The organism is Variovorax defluvii, from assembly GCF_039541515.1.
Lineage (GTDB): Bacteria > Pseudomonadota > Gammaproteobacteria > Burkholderiales > Burkholderiaceae_C > Variovorax > Variovorax defluvii.
Map to the genome: position 1 here is coordinate 42,417 of NZ_BAABGJ010000056.1, position 22,437 is coordinate 64,853.

Below are 22,437 nucleotides of genomic sequence, written 5' to 3' on the forward strand. Positions count from 1 at the left end.
TCAGGGCGCCGGACGGCCTTGCGTGCTCGCGGTCAGGGCGGGCGCCTGGGGTTCCTGGTCCGCGCTGGGGCGCCCGTTGCGGATGGCTTCCCACACGCGGTGAGGCGAAGCCGGCATGTCGAAATCCTTGACGCCCAACGGCGCCAGGGCATCCAGCACCGCGTTGATCAGCGCCGGCGGCGAGCCGATGGCACCGGCCTCCCCGCAGCCCTTGGTGCCCAGCGGGTTGTGGGTGCAGGGCGTGCAGGTGGTGTCCAGCCTGAAGGTGGGGAAGTCGTCGGCGCGCGGCATGGCGTAGTCCATGAAGCTGCCGGTCAGCAGCTGGCCGCTCTCCTTGTCGTAAACGCAGTTCTCCATCAGCGCCTGGCCCAGGCCCTGCACGATGCCGCCGTGCACCTGGCCCTCGACGATCAGCGGGTTGATGATGGTGCCGAAGTCGTCCACCGCGGTGAAGCGGTCGATCTTCACCTCGCCCGTCTCCCTGTCGACCTCCACCTCGCAGATGTACGTGCCGCCGGGGAAGGTGAAGTTGGTCGGGTCGTAGAACGCGGTTTCGTCCAGGCCCGGCTCCAGCTTGTCCAGGGGGAAGTTGTGCGGCACGTAGGCCGTGAGCGCCACCTGGCCGAAGGGGATCTTCTTGTCGGTGCCCTTCACGGTGAACTCGCCATTGGCGAACTCCACGTCGGCATCGCTGGCCTCCATCAGGTGGGCGGCGATCTTCTTGGCCTTGGTCTCGATCTTGTCCAGCGCCTTCATGATGGCCGCGCCGCCGACCGAGATGGAGCGCGAGCCGTAGGTGCCCATGCCGAAGGGCACGCGGCCGGTGTCGCCATGCACCACGTCCACGTTCTCCACCGGAATGCCCAGGCGCGCCGCCACCACCTGCGCGAAGGTGGTCTCGTGGCCCTGGCCGTGGCTGTGCGAGCCGGTGAACACGGTCACGCTGCCGGTCGGATGCACGCGGATCTCGCCGCATTCGAACAGGCCCGCGCGCGCGCCCAGGGCGCCCGCGATGTTCGAGGGCGCGATGCCGCAGGCCTCGATGTAGCTGGAATAGCCGATGCCGCGCAGCCTGCCCTTGGCCTCGGACGCCTTCCTGCGCTCGGCGAAGCCCGCCACCTCGGCCAGTTCCTTCGCCTTGTCCATGGAGGCATGGAAGTCGCCCGTGTCGTACTGCAGTGCCACCGGCGTCTGGTAGGGGAACTGGGTGATGAAGTTGCGCTTGCGGATCTCGTCCTGGCCCAGGTTCATCTCCCAGGCGCAGCGCGAGACCAGGCGCTCCAGGAGATAGGTCGCCTCGGGCCGGCCGGCCCCGCGGTAGGCATCCACCGGCGCGGTGTTGGTGAACCAGGCATCCACCTCCACGTAGATCTGCGGCGTGGTGTACTGGCCCGCCAGCAGCGTGGCGTAGAGGATGGTCGGCACCGCGGTCGAGAAGGTCGACAGGTACGCGCCCAGGTTGGCGTCGGTGTGCACGCGCAGGGCGAGGAACTTGCCATCCTTGTCCATCGCCATCTCGGCGTGGCTCACATGGTCGCGGCCATGGGCATCGGACAGGAAGCACTCGGAACGCTCGCCGGTCCACTTGATGCTGCGGTTGAGCTGCCTGGCGGCCCAGGTCAGCGCCACATCCTCCGCGTAGAGGAAGATCTTCGAGCCGAAGCCGCCCCCGACGTCCGGCGCGATCACGCGCACCTTGTGCTCGGGCAGGCCCAGCACGAAGGCCGTCATCAGCAGGCGCTCGACATGCGGGTTCTGGTTGGCCACGTAGAGCGTGTACTCGTCGTTGGCGCGGTTGTAGCTGCCGATGGCCACGCGGGGCTCCATCGGGTTGGGCACCAGCCGGTTGTTGACCAGGTCCAGCTTGGTCACGTGCGCGGCCTTGGCGAAGGTGGCATCCACCGCCGCCTTGTCGCCGATCGCCCACTTGTAGCACTGGTTGTCGGGCGCGGCGTCGTGCAGGGTGACGCCGCTGCTCTTCTTCGCGGCATCCGCCACGCTCACCAGCGCCGGCAGTTCCTCGTAGTCGACCACCACCGCCTCGGCGGCGTTCTTGGCCTGCTCCACCGTCTCGGCCACGACGATGGCGACGTGGTCGCCCACGTAGCGCACCTTGCCGATGGCCAGGACGGGATGCGGCGGCTCCTTCATCGGCGTGCCGTCGGGGTTGTTGATCAGCCAGCCGCAGGGCAGGCCGCCCATCTTCCCGTCGATGTCCTTGCCGCTGAAGATGCCGACCACGCCGGGCATCTTCAGCGCGGCCGAGGTGTCGATGGACTTGATCGCCGCATGCGCGTGCGGCGACCTCAGGAACACGGCGTGGCACTGGTTGGCCAGTTCCACGTCGTCGGTGTACTGGCCCGCGCCGGTGAGGAAGCGGTAATCTTCCTTGCGCTTGAGAGCCTCGCCGATGTGCGGCAGCTTCGCGAAGTCGGGTGCGCCCATGGCTGTTCTCCTCAGGCAGCGGCCGTGGTCTTGGCGGACTCGGCGGCCATCGCCTCGCCGCCCATCATCACGGCCTTGACGATGTTCTGGTAGCCGGTGCAACGGCACAGGTTGCCGTCCAGCAGTTCGCGCACCTCGGTCTCGCTGGCCTTGGGATGGTGGGTGCACAGGTCGATCGCGCTCATCACCATGCCGGGGGTGCAGAAGCCGCATTGCAGGCCATGGCACTCCTTGAAGGCCGCCTGCATCGGGTGCATGGTGCCGTCGGGCTGGGCGATGCCCTCGATGGTGGTGATCTTCGCGCCGGCCATCTGCCCCACCAGCACGTTGCAGGACTTCACCGCGCGGCCGTTCACGTGGATCGTGCAGGCACCGCATTGCGCGGTGTCGCAGCCCACGTGCGTGCCGGTCAGGCGGAGGTGCTCGCGGATCGCTTGCACGAGGAAAGTGTTGGGCGGCGCGTCGACCGTGACCTCGCGGCCGTTGACGGTGAATGAAACCTGCATGTGGCTTTCTCCGTTTGAAGTTGGCTTGTTCTAGTCCACTGAAACATTGAAATGACGGGTGAGGGCCGCCCGAGACGGGATGCGATGCAAGGCGCAAAGCGCAGCGATACCCGCCGGAATCGCGAGCATTTGCAACGCCGCAGCGCGCCCGTATCGGGCGGACTGCACCAGTCGAATTCAGTGTTTCAGTGGACTATGCACCTGGAATGGTGGACGCCGCCCCGGGGCGCCACCCTAGGCAAAACCCTAGGCGCTTGCCGCTCGCGCCTGAAATTCTCAAAATGAAACAATGCCCGGCCTGCAACGGCCCCCCGCACGGCGTCGACGACCCCCAGCCCCACGATGAGCGTCCCTTCCAAGCCCCTGCCCGAGCGTTCCATTGCCATCGCCCAGACCCGGCGCGAATGGATCGAGGGCGAGCCCTCTGCGCACGGCAGCCGGATCGAGCCCTGGCTGCTGCGCTCCTGGCAGCGCTGCCTGGCGGCCGGTCACCGGCCGCAGCAACGCGTGGGCTTCGACCCGGTGTCGCGCCAGGCCGCGCAGCGCGTCGCGGAACGCAACCGTGAGCTGCTCGCCGCGGCGCGGCCCGTGCTGGACCGGCTCTCGCGCGCGATCGCCGACACGCGCTACTTCGCGATCCTGACCGACGCCGACGGCATCGTGATCGAGACCGGCGCCCTGCCCGGCGGCAGCGACAGCGCGGCCCGCCACGCGCGCAGCATCGCGCGCATCGGCGTCGACCTGTCCGAGCGCGCGGTCGGCACCACCGCCATCGGCGCCGCGCTGGCCGAGCGCGAATCGGTGTGGCTGCACCGTGGCGAGCATTTCTTCGAGGACACCAGCGTCTACAGCTGCGCCGGCGCCCCGCTGTTCGGCCCCCGGGGCGACTGCATCGGCATGCTGGACCTGACCGGCGTGCAGGCCATGGAACGACCCGAGCTGCGCCACCTGGCGACTCTGTCGGCACGCAGCATCGAGAACGCGCTGGTGCTGGCCCAGCCATGCGCCCTGCTGCTGCGCCTGGACTGGCCTGGTGCCGGCGCGGGCCCGGTCAGCGAAGGACTGCTGTGCATGGACGAGGACGGCCGCGTGACCGGCGCCAACATGCCCGCACGCCAGATGCTGAACCAGCCCGGCAGCATGCAGCCGGCACCGCAATGCCACGAGCTTTTCGCACTGCCGCCGCAGATGCTGTTCGATGCCGCGCGGCGTGGCGATGCGGTGCTCGAGGTGCCACTGTGGTCCGGCCTGCGCGTGCAGGCCAGGCCGCAGCTTCCCGCCGGCCAGGCGGCGCCGGCGGCAGGCCCGGGCCGCCCGCGCCTGCGCGACGTCGAGGCCGCGCTGATCCGCCGCGCCGTGGACGACGCGCGCGGCAATGTGGCGGAGGCGGCGCGCGCCCTGGGCATCAGCCGCGCCACGGTCTACCGCACGCTCAACCGGGCCCGCAACGGCACCTGAGCGAAACCGGCACAGTGGGCCAGTCGGACCCGGCCGACAACAGTCCCGGAAATCCCCGCGCCTGCACGCGCCGGTCGGCGCGGCCAGAATCCGGCCATGAACTCCCACTACGCCAGCGTCGAGCCCTCGCGCGAAGAAGTCGACGCCCTTCCCGGCCCCACGGTGCTCGAATTCGGCGCCCCCTGGTGCGGCATCTGCAAGGGTGCGCAACCGCTCATCGAGCAGGCGCTGTCCGCCGCCCCGCCGCTGCGCCACCTGAAGATCGAGGACGGCAGCGGCCGCCCGCTGGGCCGCTCCTTCGGCATCAAGCTCTGGCCCACGCTGGTCTTCCTGCGCGACGGCCGCGAGCTGGGGCGCGTGGTGCGCCCGACCAGCGCGGCGGCGATCTCGGACGAGCTCGCCCGCCTCGTGCAGCCGGCCTGATCAGCCCTTGTTCGCGCGCTCGTAGGCGCGCGGCTGCGTCAGCACCTCGTGACGCAGTGCCTCCTCCAGCTCGGCCTCGGTCATCAGCCCGCGCTGGAGGACCACCTCGCGCACGTTGGTTCCGTTCGCATACGCTTCGGCCGCGACCTCGGTCGCCTGCTTGTAGCCGATGATCGGATTGAGCGCGGTGACCAGCGCGATGGAGCGCTCGATGCTCTCGCGCAGCCGGTCCGGATTGGCGGTGATGCCCTTGACGCACAGGTTGGCCAGCGTCATGCAGCCGTTGGTCAGATGCTTGAAGCTGCGGAACAGCGCGCTGGCGATGATCGGCTCGAAGGCATTGAGCTGGAGCTGGCCCGCTTCGGCCGCGAAGGTCACGGTCAGGTCGTTGCCGAAGACCTCGAAGCAGACCTGGTTCATCACCTCCGGGATCACCGGGTTGACCTTGCCCGGCATGATCGAGGAGCCGGCCTGCATCGGCGGCAGGTTGATCTCGCCCAGGCCCGAGCGGGGACCGCTCGACAACAGCCGCAGGTCGTTGCAGGTTTTCGAGAGCTTGACCGCGATGCGCTTGAGCACACCGGACAGCTGCACGAAAGCGCCGCAGTCCTGCGTGGCCTCGATCAGGTTGGGCGCGGTGGACAGGTCCAGCCCGGTGATGCGACGCAGCGCCGTCAGCGCCTTCCCGGCGTATTCCGGATGCGCGGTGATGCCGGTGCCGATCGCCGTGGCGCCGAGGTTGATCTCGCGGATCAGGGCCGAGGCCTCGGTCAGCCGCGCGATGTCCTCCTCGATCATCACCGCGTAGGTCGAGAACTCCTGGCCCAGGGTCATCGGCACCGCGTCCTGCAACTGGGTGCGGCCGATCTTGAGCAGGTGCGCGAATTCGGTGGCCTTCTGCGCGAAGGCCGCGCGCAGGTGCTCCATGGCCCTCAGCAGCCGCTCGATGGCGAAGCAGGTGGCGATGCGGATCGCGGTGGGATACACGTCGTTGGTGCTCTGCGCCATGTTGACGTGCTCGTTGGGGTGCAGGTACTGGTACTCGCCGCGCTGGTGGCCGAGGATCTCCAGCGCGCGGTTGCACACCACCTCGTTCGCATTCATGTTGGTGGACGTGCCGGCGCCGCCCTGGATCACGTCGACCACGAACTGGTCGTGCAGCGCGCCGTGGCGGATCTCTTCGCAGGCGGCCACGATGGCATCGCGCAACTCCGGCGCCAGCAGGCCCAGCTCGGTGTTCGCCTGCGCCGCTGCTTCCTTCACCGAGGCCAGCGCCACCACCAGTTCGGAGAAGGCCGAGATGGTGGTGCCCGAGATCTGGAAGTTCTCCTTCGCCCGCAGCGTGTGGACGCCGTAGTAGGCCTCGTCGGGCACCTCGCGGTCACCCAGGAGGTCGTGTTCGATGCGCGTCTTTCCCATGCTTGTCTCCTCTGCGTCGTTGGCTTGGATGCCGGAGTGTGCTCCCGGGCCACCGGCCCCGCCACAACGCATTGCGCAATTGGCGATGTCACAAACGCATGGCGAGCTGCGTCTTGATGACATGGAAGCCGCATGGGGCGGCGTTCCTCATCCCGACTCGAAGGATTTCAGATGTCTCACGCTCCCCGCATCCCCTTTCATCAACTCGCCCCGAAGGCCTTCCAGGCCCTCTACACCCTCTCGGGCGCGGTCCGCAAGGACCTGCTGGGCAAGCGCCTCCATGAGATCGTGGTGCTGCGCGTGTCGCAGATCAACGGTTGCGCCTTCTGCATCGACATGCACTGGCGCGACCTGGTCGCGCAGGACATGGACGTGCGCCACATCAACGCGGTGGCCGGCTGGCGCGAGGCGCCTTTCTTCACCGAGCGCGAGCGCGCCGCCCTGCGCTGGGCGGAAGTCGTGACCGCCATTCCGCAGCAGAACCCGAGCGACGAGGAATTCGCCCGCTTGAAGGCGCATTTCTCCGACGAGGAGATCGCCGAACTCGGTTTCGCCATCTCGGTGATCACGGCCTGGAATTTGCTGAACATCAGCTTCAGAAACCCTGTGCAGTAGGATCAGCGGCGCGGCGCCGGCGCCGCCTAACATCGGCGCCATGCCCGCCCCTCCCGCCGCCAAGGCGACGTCAGCCCAGCCAGCCAGGCTCCTGCACCTGGACGCACTGCGCGGCTTCGCGCTCATGGGCATCCTGATGGTCAACATCGCCACCTTCGCGTCCGCCTACTACGGCGCGGCGGTGCCCGATCCGATTTTCAGCCGGCCGGCAGATCAGGCCGTGCGCTGGCTGGTGGCTCTGCTGTTCGAGACCAAGTTCTACCTGCTCTTTTCCTTCCTGTTCGGCTACAGCTTCACGCTGCAGATGCACTCGGCCGAGCACAGCGGCGCCGCCTTCGTGCCCCGCATGCTGCGCCGGCTGCTCGGGCTGGGGCTGCTGGGCGCCGCACATGCGGTGTGGCTGTACCACGGAGACATCCTCGCGACCTACGCCATGATCGGGCTGGTCCTGCTCGCCCTGCGGCGGCAGAGCGACACGCAGGCGCTGCGGCGGGCCTGTGTGCTCACGCTGATGCCCGCCGTCGTGCTGGTGCTGATGGGGCTGGCGCAGTTGCTCTTCGGCGGGCCGACCGACCTCACCGGCGCCACCTTGCGCGCCAGCGCTGCCCAGCAAGCCTGGCTGGGTTCGCCCGCCAGCGTGGTGGCCCAGCGCCTGCGAGAGCTGGACAACACCTGGTGGATCGTCGTGCTCGTGCAGGGGCCGTGCGCACTGGCCATGTTCATGGCCGGCTTCGTCGCCGGCCGTCGCCGCATGTTCGCGCACACCGACCGCTACGGGGGCCTGCGGCAGCGCCTTGGCACCTGGGCGCTCGCGGCGGGCGTGCCGGGTGCGGTGTTCTACGCGACCGCCACGCTCGGGGGCCCGGGCACGGGCTGGGAACTCGTCGGACTGGGGTTGAGCCTGATGACCGCCCCCGCGCTGACCTTCGCCTACGTCGCGCTCGCGCTGACGCTGTTCCACCGCGAAGCCGGCTCGAAGCTCGCGTCCGCGCTGGCGCCGGCGGGGCGCATGGCACTGTCCAACTACCTGCTGCAGTCGCTGGTCTGCGCGATGCTGTTCAGCGGCTACGGGCTGGGGCTGATGGGGCGCGTGTCGCCGGCGGGCTGCGTGCTGATCACCTTGGCGCTGTTCGGATGCCAGATGGCGGTGAGCGCCTGGTGGCTGGGGCGCTTTCGCTATGGGCCGGTGGAATGGGGCCTGCGGGCGCTGACGATGTGTGAATGGCCCACGATGAAAAGGGCGGGGGATCGGCCGGTGCGCTGAGCAAGTCCGGCTCCACACCTGCATCCGCGGCCGTCGTCGACGAACTCGCCGCGCGCCGGCCCCTCGCATCGCGCATCCCGCCGGCCCGCCTTCAAGCGCCGACCGGCACCTTGTCCAGAAAACCGGTGACCGCGCGCAGCTTCCCGCCTTCGAGTGCCACGAAGTCCGTCCCCTCCACCAGGTCCTCGGCCCCGCTCGGTCCCAGGGTCCACGAGAAGCGCAGGTGGTCGCCGTGCGCATCGGCCGCGCCCTTCAGCTTGAAGCGAAAGCCCGGGTAGCGCTGGTGCACGCCGGCGATCAACGCGCTGATCTGGTCGCGGCCGGACCCCTGCATGACAGGGTCCACGTAGCGGGCATCGTCGGTCCAATGGGCTTCCAGCAGCGCGAGGCGGCGCGCGGCGTCGGTCTCGTTCCAGGCATCGATGTAGCGCTCGGCGATGTGGTTGGCGTTCGGTGCGGCGGTGTTCATGGCAATGGCTCCTCTGGGTTGACAACCCGCAACGGCGCGGGTCGGGGAGATGGTCGCCGCAGTGGCGCCGCCGGTCGATGACGTGGGAGGTCATGGGCCCGCGCGAGGCAGCGAAGCATGGGGTGTCCTACCATGCGGGCCGAACGCAAGGAGCATGGCATGAAGATCGCGGTGATGGGCGCAGGCGCGGTGGGTTGCTATTACGGAGGCATGCTGGCGCGCGCCGGGCATGCGGTGGTGCTGGTCGGCCGGCCGGCCCACGTGGCGGCCGTTCGGCGCGACGGCTTGCGGCTGGAGACGCTCCACTTCGACGAGCATGTGCGGCTCGAGGCCAGCACCGAGACCGCCGCCGTCGAGGGTGCGGAGCTGGTGCTCTTCTGCGTGAAGTCCACCGACACCGAAAGCGCCGGCGAAACGATGCGCCCTCACCTGCCGGCCGGCGCGCTGGTGCTCACGCTGCAGAACGGCGTCGACAACGCCACGCGCCTGCAGGCCGTGCTGCCGCAGGAGGTCGCGGCGACGGTGGTCTACGTGGCCACCGAGATGGCCGGCCCCGGCCACGTGAAGCACCATGGCCGCGGCGAGCTGGTGATCGCGCCCTCGTCGCGCAGCGAGGAGATGGCAGCGCTGCTGGCCGCCGCCGGCGTGCCGACGCAGGTTTCCGACAACGTGGTCGGCGCGCTGTGGGCCAAGCTGATCCTCAACTGCGCCTACAACGCGCTGTCGGCCATCACGCAGTTGCCCTACGGCCGCCTCAGCCAGGGCGAAGGCGTGCAGGCCACCATGCGCGATGTGGTGCACGAATGCCTGGCGGTCGCGGCCGCCGCCGGCGTGACGGTGCCGGGCGACACATGGCAGGCGGTGCAACGCATCGCCGAGACCATGCCGACGCAGTACTCCTCCACTGCGCAGGACCTGGCGCGGGGCAAGCGCAGCGAGATCGACCACCTCAACGGCTACGTGCTGCGGCAGGGCGCGGCGCTGGGCGTCGCGACGCCGGCCAACCGCGTGCTGCACACGCTTGTCAAGCTGCTAGAGGGCAAGCAGGCCGCCGCCTGATGGCAAGGGGGCAAGGGCAACTGGCTCAGGTCACCGGCGCCGGGTTGAACAGCACCAGCGCGTTGTGCAGCTTCCAGCGCTCGGCCCAGGTCTTCCTGCGGCCGCTGGCCACGTCGAGCATCAGCCTGAACAGCTCCCAGCCCACGTCCTCGATGCTGGCCTCGCCGTCGGCGATGCGGCCGGCATTGACGTCCATCAGGTCATGCCAGCGCCGCGCCAGTTCGCTGCGCGTGGCGACCTTGATCACCGGCACCTGCGCCAGGCCATAGGGCGTGCCGCGGCCGGTGGTGAAGACGTGCAGGTTCATGCCGGCGGCCAGTTGCAGCGTGCCGCAGATGAAATCCGAGGCCGGCGTCGCGGCGTAGAGCAGGCCCTTCTGCCGCGCTTTCTCGCCGGGCGCGACCACGCCCGCGATCGGGGAGGAGCCCGACTTCACGATCGAGCCCATGGCCTTCTCCACGATGTTGGAGAGCCCGCCCTTCTTGTTGCCCGGCGTGGTATTGGCGCTGCGGTCCACGCGGCCGCGGTCCAGGTAGGCGTCGTACCAGGCCATCTCGCGGACCATGGCCTCGGCCACCTCGGGCGTCGCGGCGCGCGAGGTGAGCTGGTCGATGCCGTCGCGCACCTCGGTGACTTCCGAGAACATCACGGTGGCGCCGGCACGCACCAGCAGGTCGGTGCAGAAGCCCACCGCCGGGTTGGCGGTGACGCCCGAGAAGGCGTCGCTGCCGCCGCACTGCACGCCCACCACCAGTTCGCTGGCCGGCACGGTCTCGCGCCGGCGGGCGTTCAGGCGCTCCAGGTGCTCTTCGGCCTGGCGCAGGATCGCGTCGACCATCGACATGAAGCCGACGTGGGCCTCGTCCTGCAGGCAGACCACGTCGAGCTCGCCGTCCGCGCTGTCGCCCACGTCGGCGACGTTGCGCTCGTCCACCAGCGGAATGGTGCCCGGCGGCAGCAGGCGCTCGGGCTGCAGCTTCTCGCAGCCCAGGCTCACCACCATCAGCTCGCCGCCGAAGTTGGGGTTCAGGCTGATGTTGCGCAGGGTGCGGATCGGGACCACCGCATCCGGCGCGTCGATGGCCACGCCGCAGCCGTAGCCATGCTCCAGCGCCACCACGTCGTCCACGTTCGGAAAGCGCGGCAGCAGCTCGGCCTTGATGCGCTGCACCGCGAAGGCGGTGACGCCGGCCACGCACTGCACGGTCTGCGTGATGGCGAGGATGTTGCGCGTGCCCACCGATCCGTCCGGATTGCGGTAGCCCTCGAAGGTGTAGCCCTCCAGGGGCGGCGCAGCCGGCGGCCGGACGGTGGCGATGGGCAGGCCGTCGAGCGAGCGCGCCTCGGGCAACTTCAGCAGGCGCTCGTGCACCCAGCTGCCGGCGGCGATGGGCCTGAGCGCATAGCCGATCACCACGTCGTAGCGGCGCACTTCGCCGCCCTCCGGGATGTCGGCCAGCGCCACCTTGTGCGCTTGCGGCACCTTCTCCACCAGGGTCAGGCCGGAGGGGAAGACGGTGCCCGCGGGCAGGCCGCCCTCGTTGGCCACGATCGCGACGTTGTCGCGCTCGTGCATGGCGATGTACAGCGGCGCTGCGGCAACGGTGTCGTTCATCGGGGAATCTCCTGCGTCAAACGCGCCGACCGATCTCGGCGCTCTCGCGCGTCCAGGCGCGGGCCTGCTCGCTCAGGCTGAGGCCCAGGCCCGGCCGCGTCGGCACGAGCATACGGCCCTCCTTGATCTCGAGGCGCTCGTTGAACAGGGGCTCCAGCCAGTCGAAGTGCTCGACCCAGGGCTCGGAGGCGTACACCGCGCCCAGGTGCACGTGCAATTCCATCGCGAAATGCGGGCCCAGGCCCAGCCCTGCCTGCTCGGCCTGGGCGGCGATCTTGAGGAAGGGCGTGATGCCGCCGACGCGCGGCGCGTCGGGCATCAGGTAATCGGCGGCACGGTGGCGGATCAGCTCGCCGTGCTCGATGCCGCTGGTGAGCATCTCGCCGGTGGCGATGGGCGTGTCGAAGGTCGCGGCCAGCGCGGCGTGGCCCTCGAAGTCGTAGGCGTCCAGCGGCTCCTCGATCCACACCAGGCCCAGGGGCTCGAAGACACGGCACATGCGCTGGGCGGTCGGTCGGTCCCACTGCTGGTTGGCGTCGATCATCAGCGGCACCTGGTCGCCAAGCTGCCTGCGCACCGCCTCGACGCGCCGGATGTCGAGCGCGCCGTCGGGCTGGCCCACCTTGAGCTTGATGCCGCCGATGCCCCGCTCGACCGAGGCCGCGGCGTTGACGACGAGCTGCTCGATCGGCGTGTGCAGGAAACCGCCCGAGGTGTTGTAGCAACGCACCGAGTCGCGCTGCGAACCCAGCAACTTCGACAGCGACAGGCCCGCGCGGCGCGCCTTCAGGTCGTAGAGCGCCACGTCGAAGGCGCCGATGGCCTGCACCGCCATGCCGCTGCGGCCGACCGAGGCACCGGCCCAGCACAGCTGCGTCCACAGCTTCGAGATGTCGCTCGGGTCCGCGCCGATCAGCACCGGCGCGATCTCCTTCGCATGCGCGAACTGGCCGGGGCCGCCCGCGCGCTTCGAATAGCTGAAGCCCAGGCCGCGGTGGCCGTCCTTCGTCTCGATCTCGGCGAACAGCATGGCGATCTCGGTCATCGGCTTCTGACGGCCGGTGAGGACCTTGGCATCGCTGATGGGGCTGGCCAGCGGCAGATAGCACGACGACAGGCGGATCCAGGCGATGCTGTCGGCGGCGGGGGACGTGGGAGGCGTGGAGGCGGTCATGGGGAAGCGGTGGAAAGAGGCAACGGGCGGCGGCTCAGTCGATCGAGATCTTTCCGGTCTCGATCACCTTCTTCCAGCGCGCGTACTCGGCCTGCTGGAAGGTGGCGAACTGCTCGGGCGTGTTGGCGACGATCTCGAAGCCGATCGAGGTGAATTGCTCCTTCACCCTCGGGTCGTTGATCGCCTGGACGAAGGCCTCGTGCGCCTTCTGGCGGACGGCGGGCGGCAGGCCCTTGGGCGCGACGATGGCCTGCCAGGAGGCCACTTCCACGTTCTTCACGCCCGCCTCGGCCAGGGTGGGCACATCGGGCAACACCGGGGAGCGCTTCGGACTCGTGATGGCCAGCGGGCGCATCTTGCCCGCCTTGATGTATTGCAGCACCGAGTTGACGTTCTGGAACGAGGCATCGACCTGGCCGCCCATCAGGTCGGTATGGGCCGGCGCGCCGCCCTTGTAGGGCACGTGGACACCCTGCGTGCCGGTCTGCTGCCAGAACAGCTCGGCGGTCAGGTGGTCGCTGGAGCCGTTGCCTGCCGAGGCGAAGCTCATCTTGCCGGGGTTGGCCTTCTGCCAGGCGATGACGTCGGCCAGGCTCTTGTGCGGCGAGTTCGCCGGCACGACCAGCACGTTGGGCGACTGCACGACCACGGTGATCAGGTCGAAGTCCTTCAGCGCGTCGTACTGCAGGCTCTTGACGAGGTGCGGCACGATCACCAGCGGGCCCAGCGAGGTCACGAGGAAGGTCGCGCCGTCGGGTGCGGCACGCTTGACGAAGGTGGCGCCGATGGTGCCGGTCGCGCCTGCCTTGTTGTCGACGAGGAAGCTCTGCTTGAGTTGTTCGCCCAGCCGCGGCGCCATCGCGCGGGCCACCTGGTCGGTCGAGCCGCCGGGCGGGAACGGGACGACGAAGCTCACCGTCTTGTCGGGCCAGGCCTGCGCATTCGAGGCGAGGGCAGCCATGCCGAAAGAAAGGGCCGTCAAAAGTCGCTTCAAGGGTGTCTCCTGCATAAGATTGATAACGTTGTCATTTCAGAACAACAGAGGGCGCACCCGGGAATGCACACCCTCCTTCATCAATTCGGCGGCGGCGGTGGCGACGGTGCGGTCCGCGCCGATGATAACGTTGTCATCACTCAAGTCAAGCCTGGGCCGCTGGGGTATTCTCCAGGCCTGATGAACGCCCCGATTTCCCTCAAGACGGTCACCCTGCACGACGTCGCCAAGGCGGCCGGCGTGTCGCTCATCACCGCGTCGCGGGCGCTGAGCAACCCGGGCGTGGTGTCGGAGAAGACCCGGGCGCGGGTCCAGCAGGCGGTGGAGGCGACCGGCTACATCCCCAACCTGCTCGCCGGCGGCCTCAAGTCGAAGCGCAGCCTGATGGTGGCGGGCATCGTCCCTGCCCTGTCGGTGTCGCAGTTCCTGCCCACCTTGGAGGCCCTCAGCACCGCGCTGGCCGCCGAGGGCTACCAGCTCATCCTCGGGCAGACCGCGTATGACCCGGACCGCGAGGAGGCGGTGCTCAACACCATGATCAGCCGCCAGCCGGACGGCATCGTCATGACCGGCCTGGTGCAGTCCCCGCGGGCCCAGGAGCGCCTGCGCCGCTCCGGCATTCCCGTCGTCGAAACCTGGGACCTGAGCGATCGTCCGGTCGACATGGTCGTGGGCTTCTCGCACCTGAAGGTCGGCGGCGCGGTGGCGGGCTACTTCCTGTCGAAGGGCTGGCAGAAGGTCGGTGTCGCCACCGGCGGCGACTCTCGCGCCATGCAGCGGCGTGAAGGCTTCGTCGCCACGATGGGGCGCGAGGTGCCGACGGCGGTGGTCCCGGCACCGAGCAGCCTGGCGCTGGGCCGCCGTGCGCTCGCGGAGCTGCTCGAAAAGGAGCCGGGGCTGAAGGCGGTCTGCTGCAGCTCGGACACGCTGGCCAGCGGCGTCCTGGTGGAGGCGTTGGCGCGCGGGCTGCGCATCCCGCAGGACCTGGCCGTCTGCGGCTTCGGCGACGCCGACTTCAGCGCCCACACGGTCCCCTCGATCACCACCGTCCACGTCGACGGACCGGGCATCGGCACGCTGGCGGCCCGGATGATCCTCGCGCGCTGCCGGGGCGAGCGCCCGGCGCAGCCGATCGTCGACCTCGGCTTCCGGCTGGTCGAGCGGGCGTCGACCGCCTGAAGGACCAGGGCCACGGCCTCCACCTCTCCAGCAGCCCGTGGTGCAGCAGCCCTGTCGGCACCACCGCCGACTTGCCGCACGCGGCCCACCAGCACGGTGCGCATCGCGGCGCCCTTCGGTGACGGGCGGCAGCGCATCGCGCCGATGCCGGCGCGCTTCTCGCGGCTGCACCCGGGCCTGCGCCTGCAGCTGGACCTGCGCGAGACGCCCTGGCCCGACCGGCACGATTCCGACGTCGTGATCCCCATCGGGCGCGCTGGTGCGTGCAATGGCCGGCTGGCTCGACAGCGCGCCGGTGCTGGCGCTGGTGCCCACGCGCCGCGGCCGCAGCGCGCGCGTGCAGGCGCTGCCGGCTTCCTCGAGGACTCGATGGGAAAGCCGGCGCTCAGCGCCCCGGCGCCGGCCGCACCTGCCGCACCTGCGCCCCCGAGCGCGCGGACAGCTCGTGCACGATGACGCCCTGCATCGGATCGACCGGATCGTTCCACGGCGCCCGCTGCAGGATGCGGCTCGCATCCCGGTGCCCGGCCTCCCAGCGCATGCGGATGCCGGCGGCGCTGAAGTCGATGTCCTTGTAGAAGTCCTCGCTGTCCAGCGAAGGCGCCAGCAGGCGCACCACGTGCATGGTCGTGCCGCAGCCGTAGGCCAGCAGCTCGCGCACGACGGGCGTGTCGCGCTTGCCGGCCGGCAGTTGCTGCGACAGCTCGCGGATCACGTGGCGCAGGTGGTGCAACTGCTGCTGCCGCGCGATGTGGCTGTCGGCCCGGCTCGCGTACTGGATGTCCTTCTGCCGTCCCAGCGCCTCCCAGATCGAGCGCGGCTCGTCGCCGCTGGGCTGCCAGACGTTGACCGAGAAGATGACGCCGCTCCTGCGCGGCATGTCGTCGAACACGGCCTCGATCGGCGTGTTGGAGTAGACGCCGCCATCCCAGTAGGCCTCGCCGTCGATGCGCACCGCCGGAAAGGCCGGCGGCAGTGCGCCGGAGGCCATCAGATGGTCCACGCCCAGCGCGCAGCGATTGCTGTCGAAGTAAGTCATGCGGCCGCTGCGCACCGCAACGGCGCCGACCGTGAGCCGGGTCTTCGCTTCGCGCAGCAGGTCGATGTCGATCAGCCGGCCCAGCGTGCCGCGCAGCGGCTCGGTCGTGTAGAAGGAGGCCTCGTCGAGCCCCACCGAGGCGCCCAGTGCGCCCCAGCCGGGAATGCGCGGCCGGAAGAAGGAGGGCAGCCCCTGGAAGATGGTGCTCCAGCTGCCCGCGGGGAACGGCGGCTGCTGCACGCTCTGCCAGAACTCGCGCAGGCGCTCCAGGCGCGCGGCCGGCGCGTTGCCGGCGATGAGGCCGCCGTTGAGGGCGCCGATGGAGGTGCCGATGATCCAGTCGGGCTCGATGCCCGCGTCCTTGAGCGCTTCGTACACGCCGGCCTGGTAGGCGCCGAGCGCACCGCCGCCCTGGAGCACGAGTACCACCTGCCCGGGAAGTCCGGTTCGTTTTCCTGTTGCTGTCATGCGCCGAGTGTCCGCCGCGGGCGTGACGCCTGGCAAGAAAAGGCCCGCGCCGGGGTGGCGCGGTGCGGCTCGGATCAGGCCGGAACGCCCGCCGGCTGTGTGCCCGTCGCGCGGCGGCCGGGCTGCGGCTGGTAGCGCTCCATACCCAAGCCATCGGTACGGATGTCGGGGCGGCGCCCCATCACCTGGTCCGAGATCAGCTTGCCCGAGCCGCAGGCCATGGTCCAGCCCAGCGTGCCGTGGCCGGTGTTGAGGTAGAGGTTGGCATAGGGCGTGGGGCCGACGATGGGCGTGCTGTCGGGCGTCATCGGGCGCAGGCCGGTCCAGAAGCTGGCGCGCGCGAGGTCGCCGCCGGGGAACAGTTCGCTCACCACGCGCTCCAGCGTCGCGCGCCGGTGCGGGTTCAGCCGCAGGTCGAAGCCCGATAGCTCGGCCATGCCGCCGACGCGGATGCGGTCGTCGAAGCGGGTGACGGCGACCTTGAAGCTCTCGTCGAGCACGGTCGATTGCGGCGCGAGCGCGGGGTCGACCAGCGGGACGGTGAGCGAGTAGCCCTTGACCGGGTAGACCGGAATCCGCAGACCCAGCGGCGCGAGGAAGTCGCGCGAATAGCTGCCGAAGGCCAGCACGTAGCGATCGGCCTGGAGCAGCTCGCCGCCCACGCGCACGCCCGCGACACGCCCGCCTTCGGTGACGAGGCCCTCGACGGACTGGCCGAAGCGGAAATCCACGCCCAGCCCGCGCGCCACCTCGGCCAGGCCGCGGGTGAACAGGTGGCAGTCGCCGGTCTCGTCGTTGGGCAGGCGCAGGCCGCCGGCCAGCAGGTCGCCCGTGCGGGCCAGGGCCGGCTCGAAGGCGGCCAGTTCGCGGCGGTCCAGCAGTTGGTAAGGGACGCCGCATTCCTCCAGCACCGCCACGTCGCGCGCCACGGCATCGAGCTGCGCCTGGGTGCGGAAGAGCTGCAGGGTGCCCTGGGTGCGGTGCTCGTAATTCACGCCGGTCTCGGCGCGCAGCGCGCGCAGGCAGTCGCGGCTGTATTCGGCCACGCGCATCATGCGTTCCTTGTTGACCGCGTAGCGCTCGGGCGAGCAATTCTTGAGCATGGCGGCCATCCACTGCAGCTGGAACAGGCTGCCGTCAGGTCGGATCGAGAGCGGCGCGTGCTTCTGGAACATCCACTTGAGCGCCTTCAGCGGAATGCCGGGCGCGGCCCACGGCGTCGAGTAGCCGGGCGAGACCTGGCCGGCATTGGCGAAGCTGGTCTCTTCGGCGGGGCCCTGCTGGCGATCGAGCAAAGTGACCTCGGCGCCCGAGCGGGCCAGGTAGTAGGCCGAGGTGACGCCGATCACGCCGCCGCCCAGAACGATCACTTTCATTGCAAGACCCCTTGGAAGCCGAGAAAGATGCCAAGGTTATTCAGCTTCCTGCCATAAACTCCACTGAAATAAATCCGAACGACAGTGACATTCACTTCCAATGCAGCCTCGTATGACCCTCCAGGAGTGAAATGACCGAGCTCGACCGAACCGACCGCAAGATCCTCGACATCCTGCAGCGCGAGGGCCGCATGCCCATGACCGAGCTGGCCCAGCAGATCGGCCTGTCCACCTCCCCCTGCACCGAGCGCGTGCGGCGCATGGAGCGCGAAGGCGTGATCACCGGCTACCACGCCCGCCTCGACCCGCAGGCGCTGGGCAAGACGCTGCTGGTGTTCGTGGAAATCACGCTGTCGTCCAAGTCGGCCGATGTCTTCGACAAGGTGCGCAAGGAACTGCTGCACGTGCCCGAGGTGATGGAATGCCACCTGGTCTCGGGCGGCTTCGACTACCTGGTCAAGGCGCGTCTGCGCGCGATGAGCGACTACCGTCGGCTCCTGGGCGACCTGCTCAAGAAATTGCCGGTGCCGGCGGAGTCGAACAGCTATGTGGTGATGGAGGAGGTGAAGGAAAGCCTCTATCTGCCGCTGGACCGGTGAAACGCCTGTCTCTTCCTTCAAGGCACGAGGTATCGAACATGCGTGCCTGACCCAGGAACGCTCAGTTCATGAAGCTGCTTCAGCCCGAGGAGGGGGAAATCCGACGTGGTCGTCGGCACGCCATCGACGCACGCACACTTCGAGTGGGTCGACCGCGAAGTCGCAGGCCTACTGCGCCGCCGCGTTGGGGAAGAACAGCTGCTCGCCGCCGATCTTGTAGCTCGCGATGGTCGACTGCCCGGCCGGCGAGATCACCCAGTCCACGAACTTCTGCGCGCCGGCACCGTCGAGCTGCGGGAAGCGGGTGGGGCTCACCACCATCACGCCGTACTGGTTGAAGAGGCGCTTGTCGCCCTCCACCAGCACCGCCAGCTCGGCCCGGTTTTTGAAGCTCAGCCAAGTGCCGCGGTCGGCCAGCACGTAGGCGCCGCTGGAGGCCGCGATGTTGAGCGCCGGCCCCATGCCGCAGCCGCATTCCCTGTAGCCGCTGCCCTTCTTGTCGTTGGGCACCGGCCGGCCCGCCTCGGCCAGGCCGGTCTGCGTCCACAGCCGGCGCTCGGCCGCATCGGTGCCGCTCTTGTCGCCGCGCGAGACGAAGGGGGCGTTGGCCGCGGCCACCTTCTTCAGCGCGGCCGCGATGTCCTGGCCCTTCGTTCCTGCCGGATCGTTCTTCGGGCCGACCAGCACGAAGTCGTTGTACATGACCGGGAAGCGCTTCGCCGCGAAGCCTTCGGCCACGAACTTCTCTTCCGCCGCGGTGTCGTGCACGAACAGCACGTCTGCATCGCCGCGCTTGGCCATGTCGATCGCCTGGCCGGTGCCCACCGCCACCACCTTGACGTCGATGCCGCTGGCCTGCTTGAAGGCCGGCAGCAGGTGCGCGAACAGGCCCGATTGCTCGGTCGAGGTGGTGGACGCCATGGTGATCGTCTCCGCCTGCGCGACGCCTGCAAGCAACCCGAGCGCACTCACGGCGAGCAAAGCGAGGCCCGTTCGGGAAACACCGCGGAACCGGCTTTGCCGGGCCGCTGGTGTTGCCCCCGGTGAGGGGGTTGGCGCACCACACGAAGTGGGGGAGCCTGGGGGAGAGCAACATCCTTCGCGGAACCGGCTTTGCCGGGCCGCAGGTGTTGCCCCCGGAAGGGGGTTGGCGGACCCCACGAAGTGGGAGAGCCTGGGGGTGGTCATGATTCTCCTTTGACGAACAGACGGGCCTCCTCGGGAAGCGGCCCATGAAAGAAATCGTGTGCCGGCAGGTCCGCCAGCACGCGGCCCTGCTCCAGGTAGACGACGCGGCTCGCGAGCCGTTTGACCTGCCCGAGGTTGTGGCTGGCGAACACCAGGGTGCGGCCATGCGCGGCCTCTGCGATGAGCGCTTCGACCTCGCGCTTGGCGGTCGGGTCCAGGCTGGCGGTGGGCTCGTCCAGCAGCAGCACCGCTGGCTTGAGCGCCCAGGCACGCGCCAGCGCCATGCGCTGCTGCTGCCCGCCCGAAAGCGTGCGCGCATTGCGGCCCGCCACGCCTTCCAGGCCCACGCGCCGCAGCGCCTCCAACGTCTCCTCCTGCGCGTCGCGCCAGCGCACGCCGCGCAGCCAGAGCGCCAGCGCCACGTTGTTGCGCACGCTCATGCGCAGCATGTGCGGTCGCTGGAACAGCATGGCCTGCGCGCGGGCCGGCACGCGGCCGACGAAGCTGCCCGAGGCGTGCGGCACCAGCCCGTGCAGCACCCGCAGCAGCGTGCTCTTGCCACTGCCGTTGGCACCGATCAGGGCCACACGCTCGCCGGCGTGGATGGACAGCGTCGCCGCCGCCAGTGCCGGCACGCGGCCGTAGCGCACCTCGATTTCGCGCAGGGAGAAGAGCGCGGCCTGCGTCAAGGCGCCGCCTCCAGTCCGCGCACCCCGGCGGCATCGGCGGCGCCGCCATCCACGCGCTCGCGCCAGCCGCGCAGCGCGCTGATCGCCAGGTTGAGCAGCAGCACCACGCCCAGCAGCACCAGCCCCAGGGCCAGGGCCAGCGGCAGGTCGCCCTTGCTCGTTTCCAGCGCGATGGCGGTGGTCATCACGCGCGTGAAGCCGTCGATGTTGCCGCCCACGATCATCACGGCGCCGACCTCCGACACCGCGCGGCCGAAGGCGGCGATCAGCACGGTCACCAGGGCATAGCGTTCGTCCCACACCAGCAGCAGCGCCCGCGCCAGCCCGCCGGCGCCCAGCGAGCGCAGCTGCTCGCCATGGGCGCGGTCCGCGTCCTCGATCGCCTGCCGGGTCAGCGCCGTGACCACCGGCAGCACGAGCAGCGACTGGGCCAGCACCATGGCCTTGAAGGAGAACAGCCACCCCAGGAATCCCAGCGGCCCGGAACGGGAGAGCAGCAGGTAGACGACCAGTCCCACCACCACCGAGGGCAGCGCCAGCAGCGTGTTGAGCAGCGTCAGCAGCAGACCGCGCCCGGCGAAGCGCGCCACCGCCAGCCACGCCCCCAGCAGCAGGCCGAGCCCGCAGGCCACGGCGCAGGCGGTGACGCTGACCGCCAGCGAGCGGCCGACGATGGATAGCAGCACGGGGTCGAAGGTGACGAGCAGATGCCAGGCGGCGACGGCGCTGTCGGTAAAGGTATTCATGGGTGGGCGAGACGCAGTATCGGCAGCACGCGCGGCCAGCTTATGAAATGTCATGCATATGTCGGAAGGCGCTCTGCATAATCCCTCGTCCCGCCCCCAGGCTCAGCGCCCCTTTCGTGCAACAGATCGAACTGTCCTACGCCATCGCCCCGCGCCGCAGCGGCCGCCGCCTGATCCGCAATCCGCTGATGGAGCTGCTGCACGCGGTGCGCGAACACGGCTCGATCTCCGCCGCGGCGCGGACGCTGGGCCTGTCGTACCGCCATGTGTGGGGCGAGCTCAAGCGCTGGGAAGAGGCGCTGGGCCACCCGCTGGTCACGGGCGAGCAGGGCCGCCGCGCCCAGCTGTCCGAGTTCGGCGACAAGCTGCTGTGGGCGGAGCGCCAGGCCCAGGCCCGGCTGGCGCCGCAGATCGAAGCCCTGCATGCCGACCTGGAGCGCGCTTTCGCGCTGGCCTTCGACGACGGCCTGCACGTGCTGAGCCTGCATGCGAGCCACGACGAGGCGCTGGTGCTGCTGCGCGCGCATGCGGCCGAGCGCGCGCGGCTGCAGCTGGACATCCGCTTCACCGGCAGCGTGGATGCGATCACCGCGCTCAACCAGGGGCGCTGCGTGATGGCGGGCTTCCACACGCTGGAGCGGCCGCCGGCCGGCTCGCTGGCCCAGCGCACCTACAAGCCGCTGCTCAAGCCGGGGCTGCACAAGATCATCGGCTTCGCGCGGCGCACGCAAGGCCTGATCGTCGCGCCCGGCAATCCGCTGGGCCTGCGCAGCATCGTCGATGTGGCGCGGCTGCGCGCGCGCTACGTGAACCGCTCGATCGGCACCGGCACGCGGGTGCTGCTCGACGAGCTGCTGGCGCAGGCGGACGTGCAGGCGCGCGCGCTCGAGGGCTACGGCGACGACGAGCCTTCGCACACCGCGCTCGCGCACGCGATCGCCAGCGGCCGGGCCGATGCGGGACTGGGCATCGAATCGGCGGCGCGCAGCGCGGGCCTGGGCTTCGTGCCCCTGGTGCGCGAGCGATACCACCTGGTCTGCCTCAAATCCGCGCTGGAACAGCCCGCCGTGCAGGCCTTGCGCATGCTGCTGCGCGGCGCCGCGTGGCAGCACCAGCTGGGCACGCTGGCAGGCTACGAGAGCGCGGACAGCGGCGAAGTGCAATCGCTGAACGCGCTGCTGCCCTGGTGGAGCTTCAAGAGTCCGAAACCCCGGGTGTGATAGCCGCGGCGCTGTGGCGCAAGGACTAGCGCAAGCGCTGCGCCAGCCGCCGCAGGGTGTCCGCGCTGCGGTTCCTGCTGTCCTCCCTCCACAGCTGCGCCAGTTCCGAAACGCAGGGATCGCCCACGCGGGCCAGCGCCTGCCTGGCACGCGGCGCGAGCGCGCGGAGCTCCGACGCCGGCAGGGTCACCAGGCAGGGCGCAACGGATGCGCGCCGGGATGCGCCGCCGCGCTCGAGTGCATGGGCGACGAGCTCGGCCGCGGCCACCGCCACCGCGCCGTCGTCGGCCTCGACGTAGCTGGCCACGAGGGCCATGTCGAGGGCCTGCGGCACCAGCTCGGCGTCCGCCGTCTCGGCGCACAGCGCCAGCCAGTCCTGCGCGGCGTCGTTGTCCAGCGCGCCGTCGCCCCAGGCGCCGGCATGGGCCGCGAGGACCACCGACAGCAACAGGGCGCCGAGGCATGGCTCCTTCAACTGGGCGTTCATCGATG

21 protein-coding genes and 1 pseudogene are annotated in these 22,437 nt (G+C 69.8%); 9 read left to right on the plus strand and 13 right to left on the minus strand.

Annotated elements, in window-relative coordinates:
- Both ABEA07_RS16700 and ABEA07_RS16705 read right to left on the minus strand, forming a co-directional pair.
- A complete protein-coding gene (locus tag ABEA07_RS16700) occupies window positions 1–2,445 on the minus strand; it encodes a xanthine dehydrogenase family protein molybdopterin-binding subunit (protein ID WP_345539232.1) in 2,445 nt (814 codons plus the stop codon).
- Window positions 2,446–2,456: 11 nt separating this feature from the next.
- Window positions 2,457–2,951 carry a (2Fe-2S)-binding protein gene (locus ABEA07_RS16705; protein WP_345539234.1) on the minus strand — a complete coding sequence of 165 codons (495 nt, stop codon included), beginning with the start codon at window positions 2,949–2,951 and terminating at the stop codon, window positions 2,457–2,459.
- A 342-nt stretch (window positions 2,952–3,293) separates the two neighbouring features.
- On the opposite strand from ABEA07_RS16705, the gene ABEA07_RS16710 reads away from it, so the two are divergent.
- Both ABEA07_RS16710 and ABEA07_RS16715 read left to right on the plus strand, forming a co-directional pair.
- On the plus strand, window positions 3,294–4,409 hold the full coding sequence (locus ABEA07_RS16710; protein ID WP_345539235.1) for a helix-turn-helix domain-containing protein: 1,116 nt from the start codon (window positions 3,294–3,296) through the stop codon (window positions 4,407–4,409).
- Window positions 4,410–4,505: 96 nt separating this feature from the next.
- Complete coding sequence (locus ABEA07_RS16715; protein ID WP_345539236.1) at window positions 4,506–4,832, plus strand: thioredoxin family protein; 327 nt, start codon at window positions 4,506–4,508, stop codon at window positions 4,830–4,832.
- Here ABEA07_RS16715 and aspA read toward each other — a convergent pair whose 3' ends face one another.
- Window positions 4,833–6,251, minus strand: a complete 1,419-nt coding sequence (gene aspA, locus ABEA07_RS16720; protein WP_345539237.1) for an aspartate ammonia-lyase — start codon at window positions 6,249–6,251, stop codon at window positions 4,833–4,835.
- Between the two features lie 171 nt (window positions 6,252–6,422).
- Between aspA and ABEA07_RS16725 the strand changes: the two genes are divergently transcribed.
- Together ABEA07_RS16725 and ABEA07_RS16730 are read left to right on the plus strand one after the other, a co-directional pair.
- Entirely contained in the window at window positions 6,423–6,866 is a 444-nt protein-coding gene (locus ABEA07_RS16725; RefSeq protein ID WP_345539238.1) for a carboxymuconolactone decarboxylase family protein, read from the plus strand.
- Between the two features lie 40 nt (window positions 6,867–6,906).
- Window positions 6,907–8,130, plus strand: coding sequence for a DUF418 domain-containing protein (locus ABEA07_RS16730; protein ID WP_345539240.1), 1,224 nt, complete (start codon window positions 6,907–6,909; stop codon window positions 8,128–8,130).
- Window positions 8,131–8,221: 91 nt separating this feature from the next.
- On the opposite strand, the gene ABEA07_RS16735 is transcribed toward ABEA07_RS16730, so the two are convergent.
- Window positions 8,222–8,599 carry a nuclear transport factor 2 family protein gene (locus tag ABEA07_RS16735; RefSeq protein ID WP_345539241.1) on the minus strand — a complete coding sequence of 126 codons (378 nt, stop codon included), beginning with the start codon at window positions 8,597–8,599 and terminating at the stop codon, window positions 8,222–8,224.
- A 159-nt stretch (window positions 8,600–8,758) separates the two neighbouring features.
- Here ABEA07_RS16735 and ABEA07_RS16740 point away from each other — a divergent pair, with 159 nt between their 5' ends.
- Entirely contained in the window at window positions 8,759–9,658 is a 900-nt protein-coding gene (locus tag ABEA07_RS16740; RefSeq protein WP_345539242.1) for a ketopantoate reductase family protein, read from the plus strand.
- A 25-nt stretch (window positions 9,659–9,683) separates the two neighbouring features.
- On the opposite strand, the gene garD is transcribed toward ABEA07_RS16740, so the two are convergent.
- Genes garD through ABEA07_RS16755 form a run of 3 tightly spaced genes read right to left on the minus strand, consistent with a single transcriptional unit; the run spans window position 9,684 to window position 13,441 of the window.
- Window positions 9,684–11,273: a galactarate dehydratase gene (garD, locus tag ABEA07_RS16745; protein WP_345539243.1), complete on the minus strand. Its 1,590-nt coding sequence runs from the start codon at window positions 11,271–11,273 to the stop codon at window positions 9,684–9,686.
- A 16-nt stretch (window positions 11,274–11,289) separates the two neighbouring features.
- Window positions 11,290–12,447, minus strand: coding sequence for an L-talarate/galactarate dehydratase (locus ABEA07_RS16750; RefSeq protein ID WP_345539244.1), 1,158 nt, complete (start codon window positions 12,445–12,447; stop codon window positions 11,290–11,292).
- A gap of 34 nt (window positions 12,448–12,481) precedes the next feature.
- Window positions 12,482–13,441 (minus strand): Bug family tripartite tricarboxylate transporter substrate binding protein, encoded by a 960-nt coding sequence (locus tag ABEA07_RS16755; RefSeq protein WP_345539246.1) that lies wholly within the window; start codon window positions 13,439–13,441, stop codon window positions 12,482–12,484.
- A 180-nt stretch (window positions 13,442–13,621) separates the two neighbouring features.
- Here ABEA07_RS16755 and ABEA07_RS16760 point away from each other — a divergent pair, with 180 nt between their 5' ends.
- Together ABEA07_RS16760 and ABEA07_RS16765 are read left to right on the plus strand one after the other, a co-directional pair.
- Window positions 13,622–14,620: a LacI family DNA-binding transcriptional regulator gene (locus ABEA07_RS16760; protein ID WP_345539247.1), complete on the plus strand. Its 999-nt coding sequence runs from the start codon at window positions 13,622–13,624 to the stop codon at window positions 14,618–14,620.
- 93 nt (window positions 14,621–14,713) lie between these two features.
- Window positions 14,714–14,872: pseudogene (locus tag ABEA07_RS16765) on the plus strand (LysR family transcriptional regulator); the annotation flags it as partial.
- A gap of 133 nt (window positions 14,873–15,005) precedes the next feature.
- On the opposite strand, the gene ABEA07_RS16770 reads toward ABEA07_RS16765, so the two are convergent.
- Both ABEA07_RS16770 and ABEA07_RS16775 read right to left on the minus strand, forming a co-directional pair.
- Window positions 15,006–16,127: a patatin-like phospholipase family protein gene (locus tag ABEA07_RS16770; RefSeq protein ID WP_345539248.1), complete on the minus strand. Its 1,122-nt coding sequence runs from the start codon at window positions 16,125–16,127 to the stop codon at window positions 15,006–15,008.
- Between the two features lie 74 nt (window positions 16,128–16,201).
- Window positions 16,202–17,503: a D-amino acid dehydrogenase gene (locus tag ABEA07_RS16775; RefSeq protein ID WP_345539249.1), complete on the minus strand. Its 1,302-nt coding sequence runs from the start codon at window positions 17,501–17,503 to the stop codon at window positions 16,202–16,204.
- Window positions 17,504–17,634: 131 nt separating this feature from the next.
- On the opposite strand from ABEA07_RS16775, the gene ABEA07_RS16780 reads away from it, so the two are divergent.
- A complete protein-coding gene (locus tag ABEA07_RS16780; protein ID WP_345539250.1) occupies window positions 17,635–18,102 on the plus strand; it encodes a winged helix-turn-helix transcriptional regulator in 468 nt (155 codons plus the stop codon).
- 168 nt (window positions 18,103–18,270) lie between these two features.
- Here ABEA07_RS16780 and ABEA07_RS16785 read toward each other — a convergent pair whose 3' ends face one another.
- The 3 genes from ABEA07_RS16785 to ABEA07_RS16795 all read right to left on the minus strand — a co-directional run bounded on the left by ABEA07_RS16785 (window position 18,271) and on the right by ABEA07_RS16795 (window position 20,725).
- The gene (locus tag ABEA07_RS16785; RefSeq protein WP_345539251.1) at window positions 18,271–19,083 is read right to left on the minus strand and encodes an ABC transporter substrate-binding protein; all 813 of its coding nucleotides are present in this window, start codon (window positions 19,081–19,083) and stop codon (window positions 18,271–18,273) included.
- Window positions 19,084–19,286: 203 nt separating this feature from the next.
- Window positions 19,287–19,979 (minus strand): ABC transporter ATP-binding protein, encoded by a 693-nt coding sequence (locus ABEA07_RS16790; RefSeq protein WP_345539252.1) that lies wholly within the window; start codon window positions 19,977–19,979, stop codon window positions 19,287–19,289.
- Window positions 19,976–20,725, minus strand: coding sequence for an ABC transporter permease (locus ABEA07_RS16795; protein ID WP_345539253.1), 750 nt, complete (start codon window positions 20,723–20,725; stop codon window positions 19,976–19,978). The genes ABEA07_RS16790 and ABEA07_RS16795 overlap by 4 nt, the downstream gene beginning before the upstream one ends.
- 116 nt (window positions 20,726–20,841) lie before the next feature.
- Between ABEA07_RS16795 and ABEA07_RS16800 the strand changes: the two genes are divergently transcribed.
- Window positions 20,842–21,945, plus strand: a complete 1,104-nt coding sequence (locus ABEA07_RS16800; RefSeq protein WP_345539255.1) for a substrate-binding domain-containing protein — start codon at window positions 20,842–20,844, stop codon at window positions 21,943–21,945.
- 25 nt (window positions 21,946–21,970) lie between these two features.
- Here the strand turns inward: ABEA07_RS16800 and ABEA07_RS16805 are convergent, their stop codons facing one another.
- On the minus strand, window positions 21,971–22,432 hold the full coding sequence (locus ABEA07_RS16805) for a DUF4259 domain-containing protein (RefSeq protein ID WP_345539256.1): 462 nt from the start codon (window positions 22,430–22,432) through the stop codon (window positions 21,971–21,973).
- Window positions 22,433–22,437: the final 5 nt, after the last annotated feature.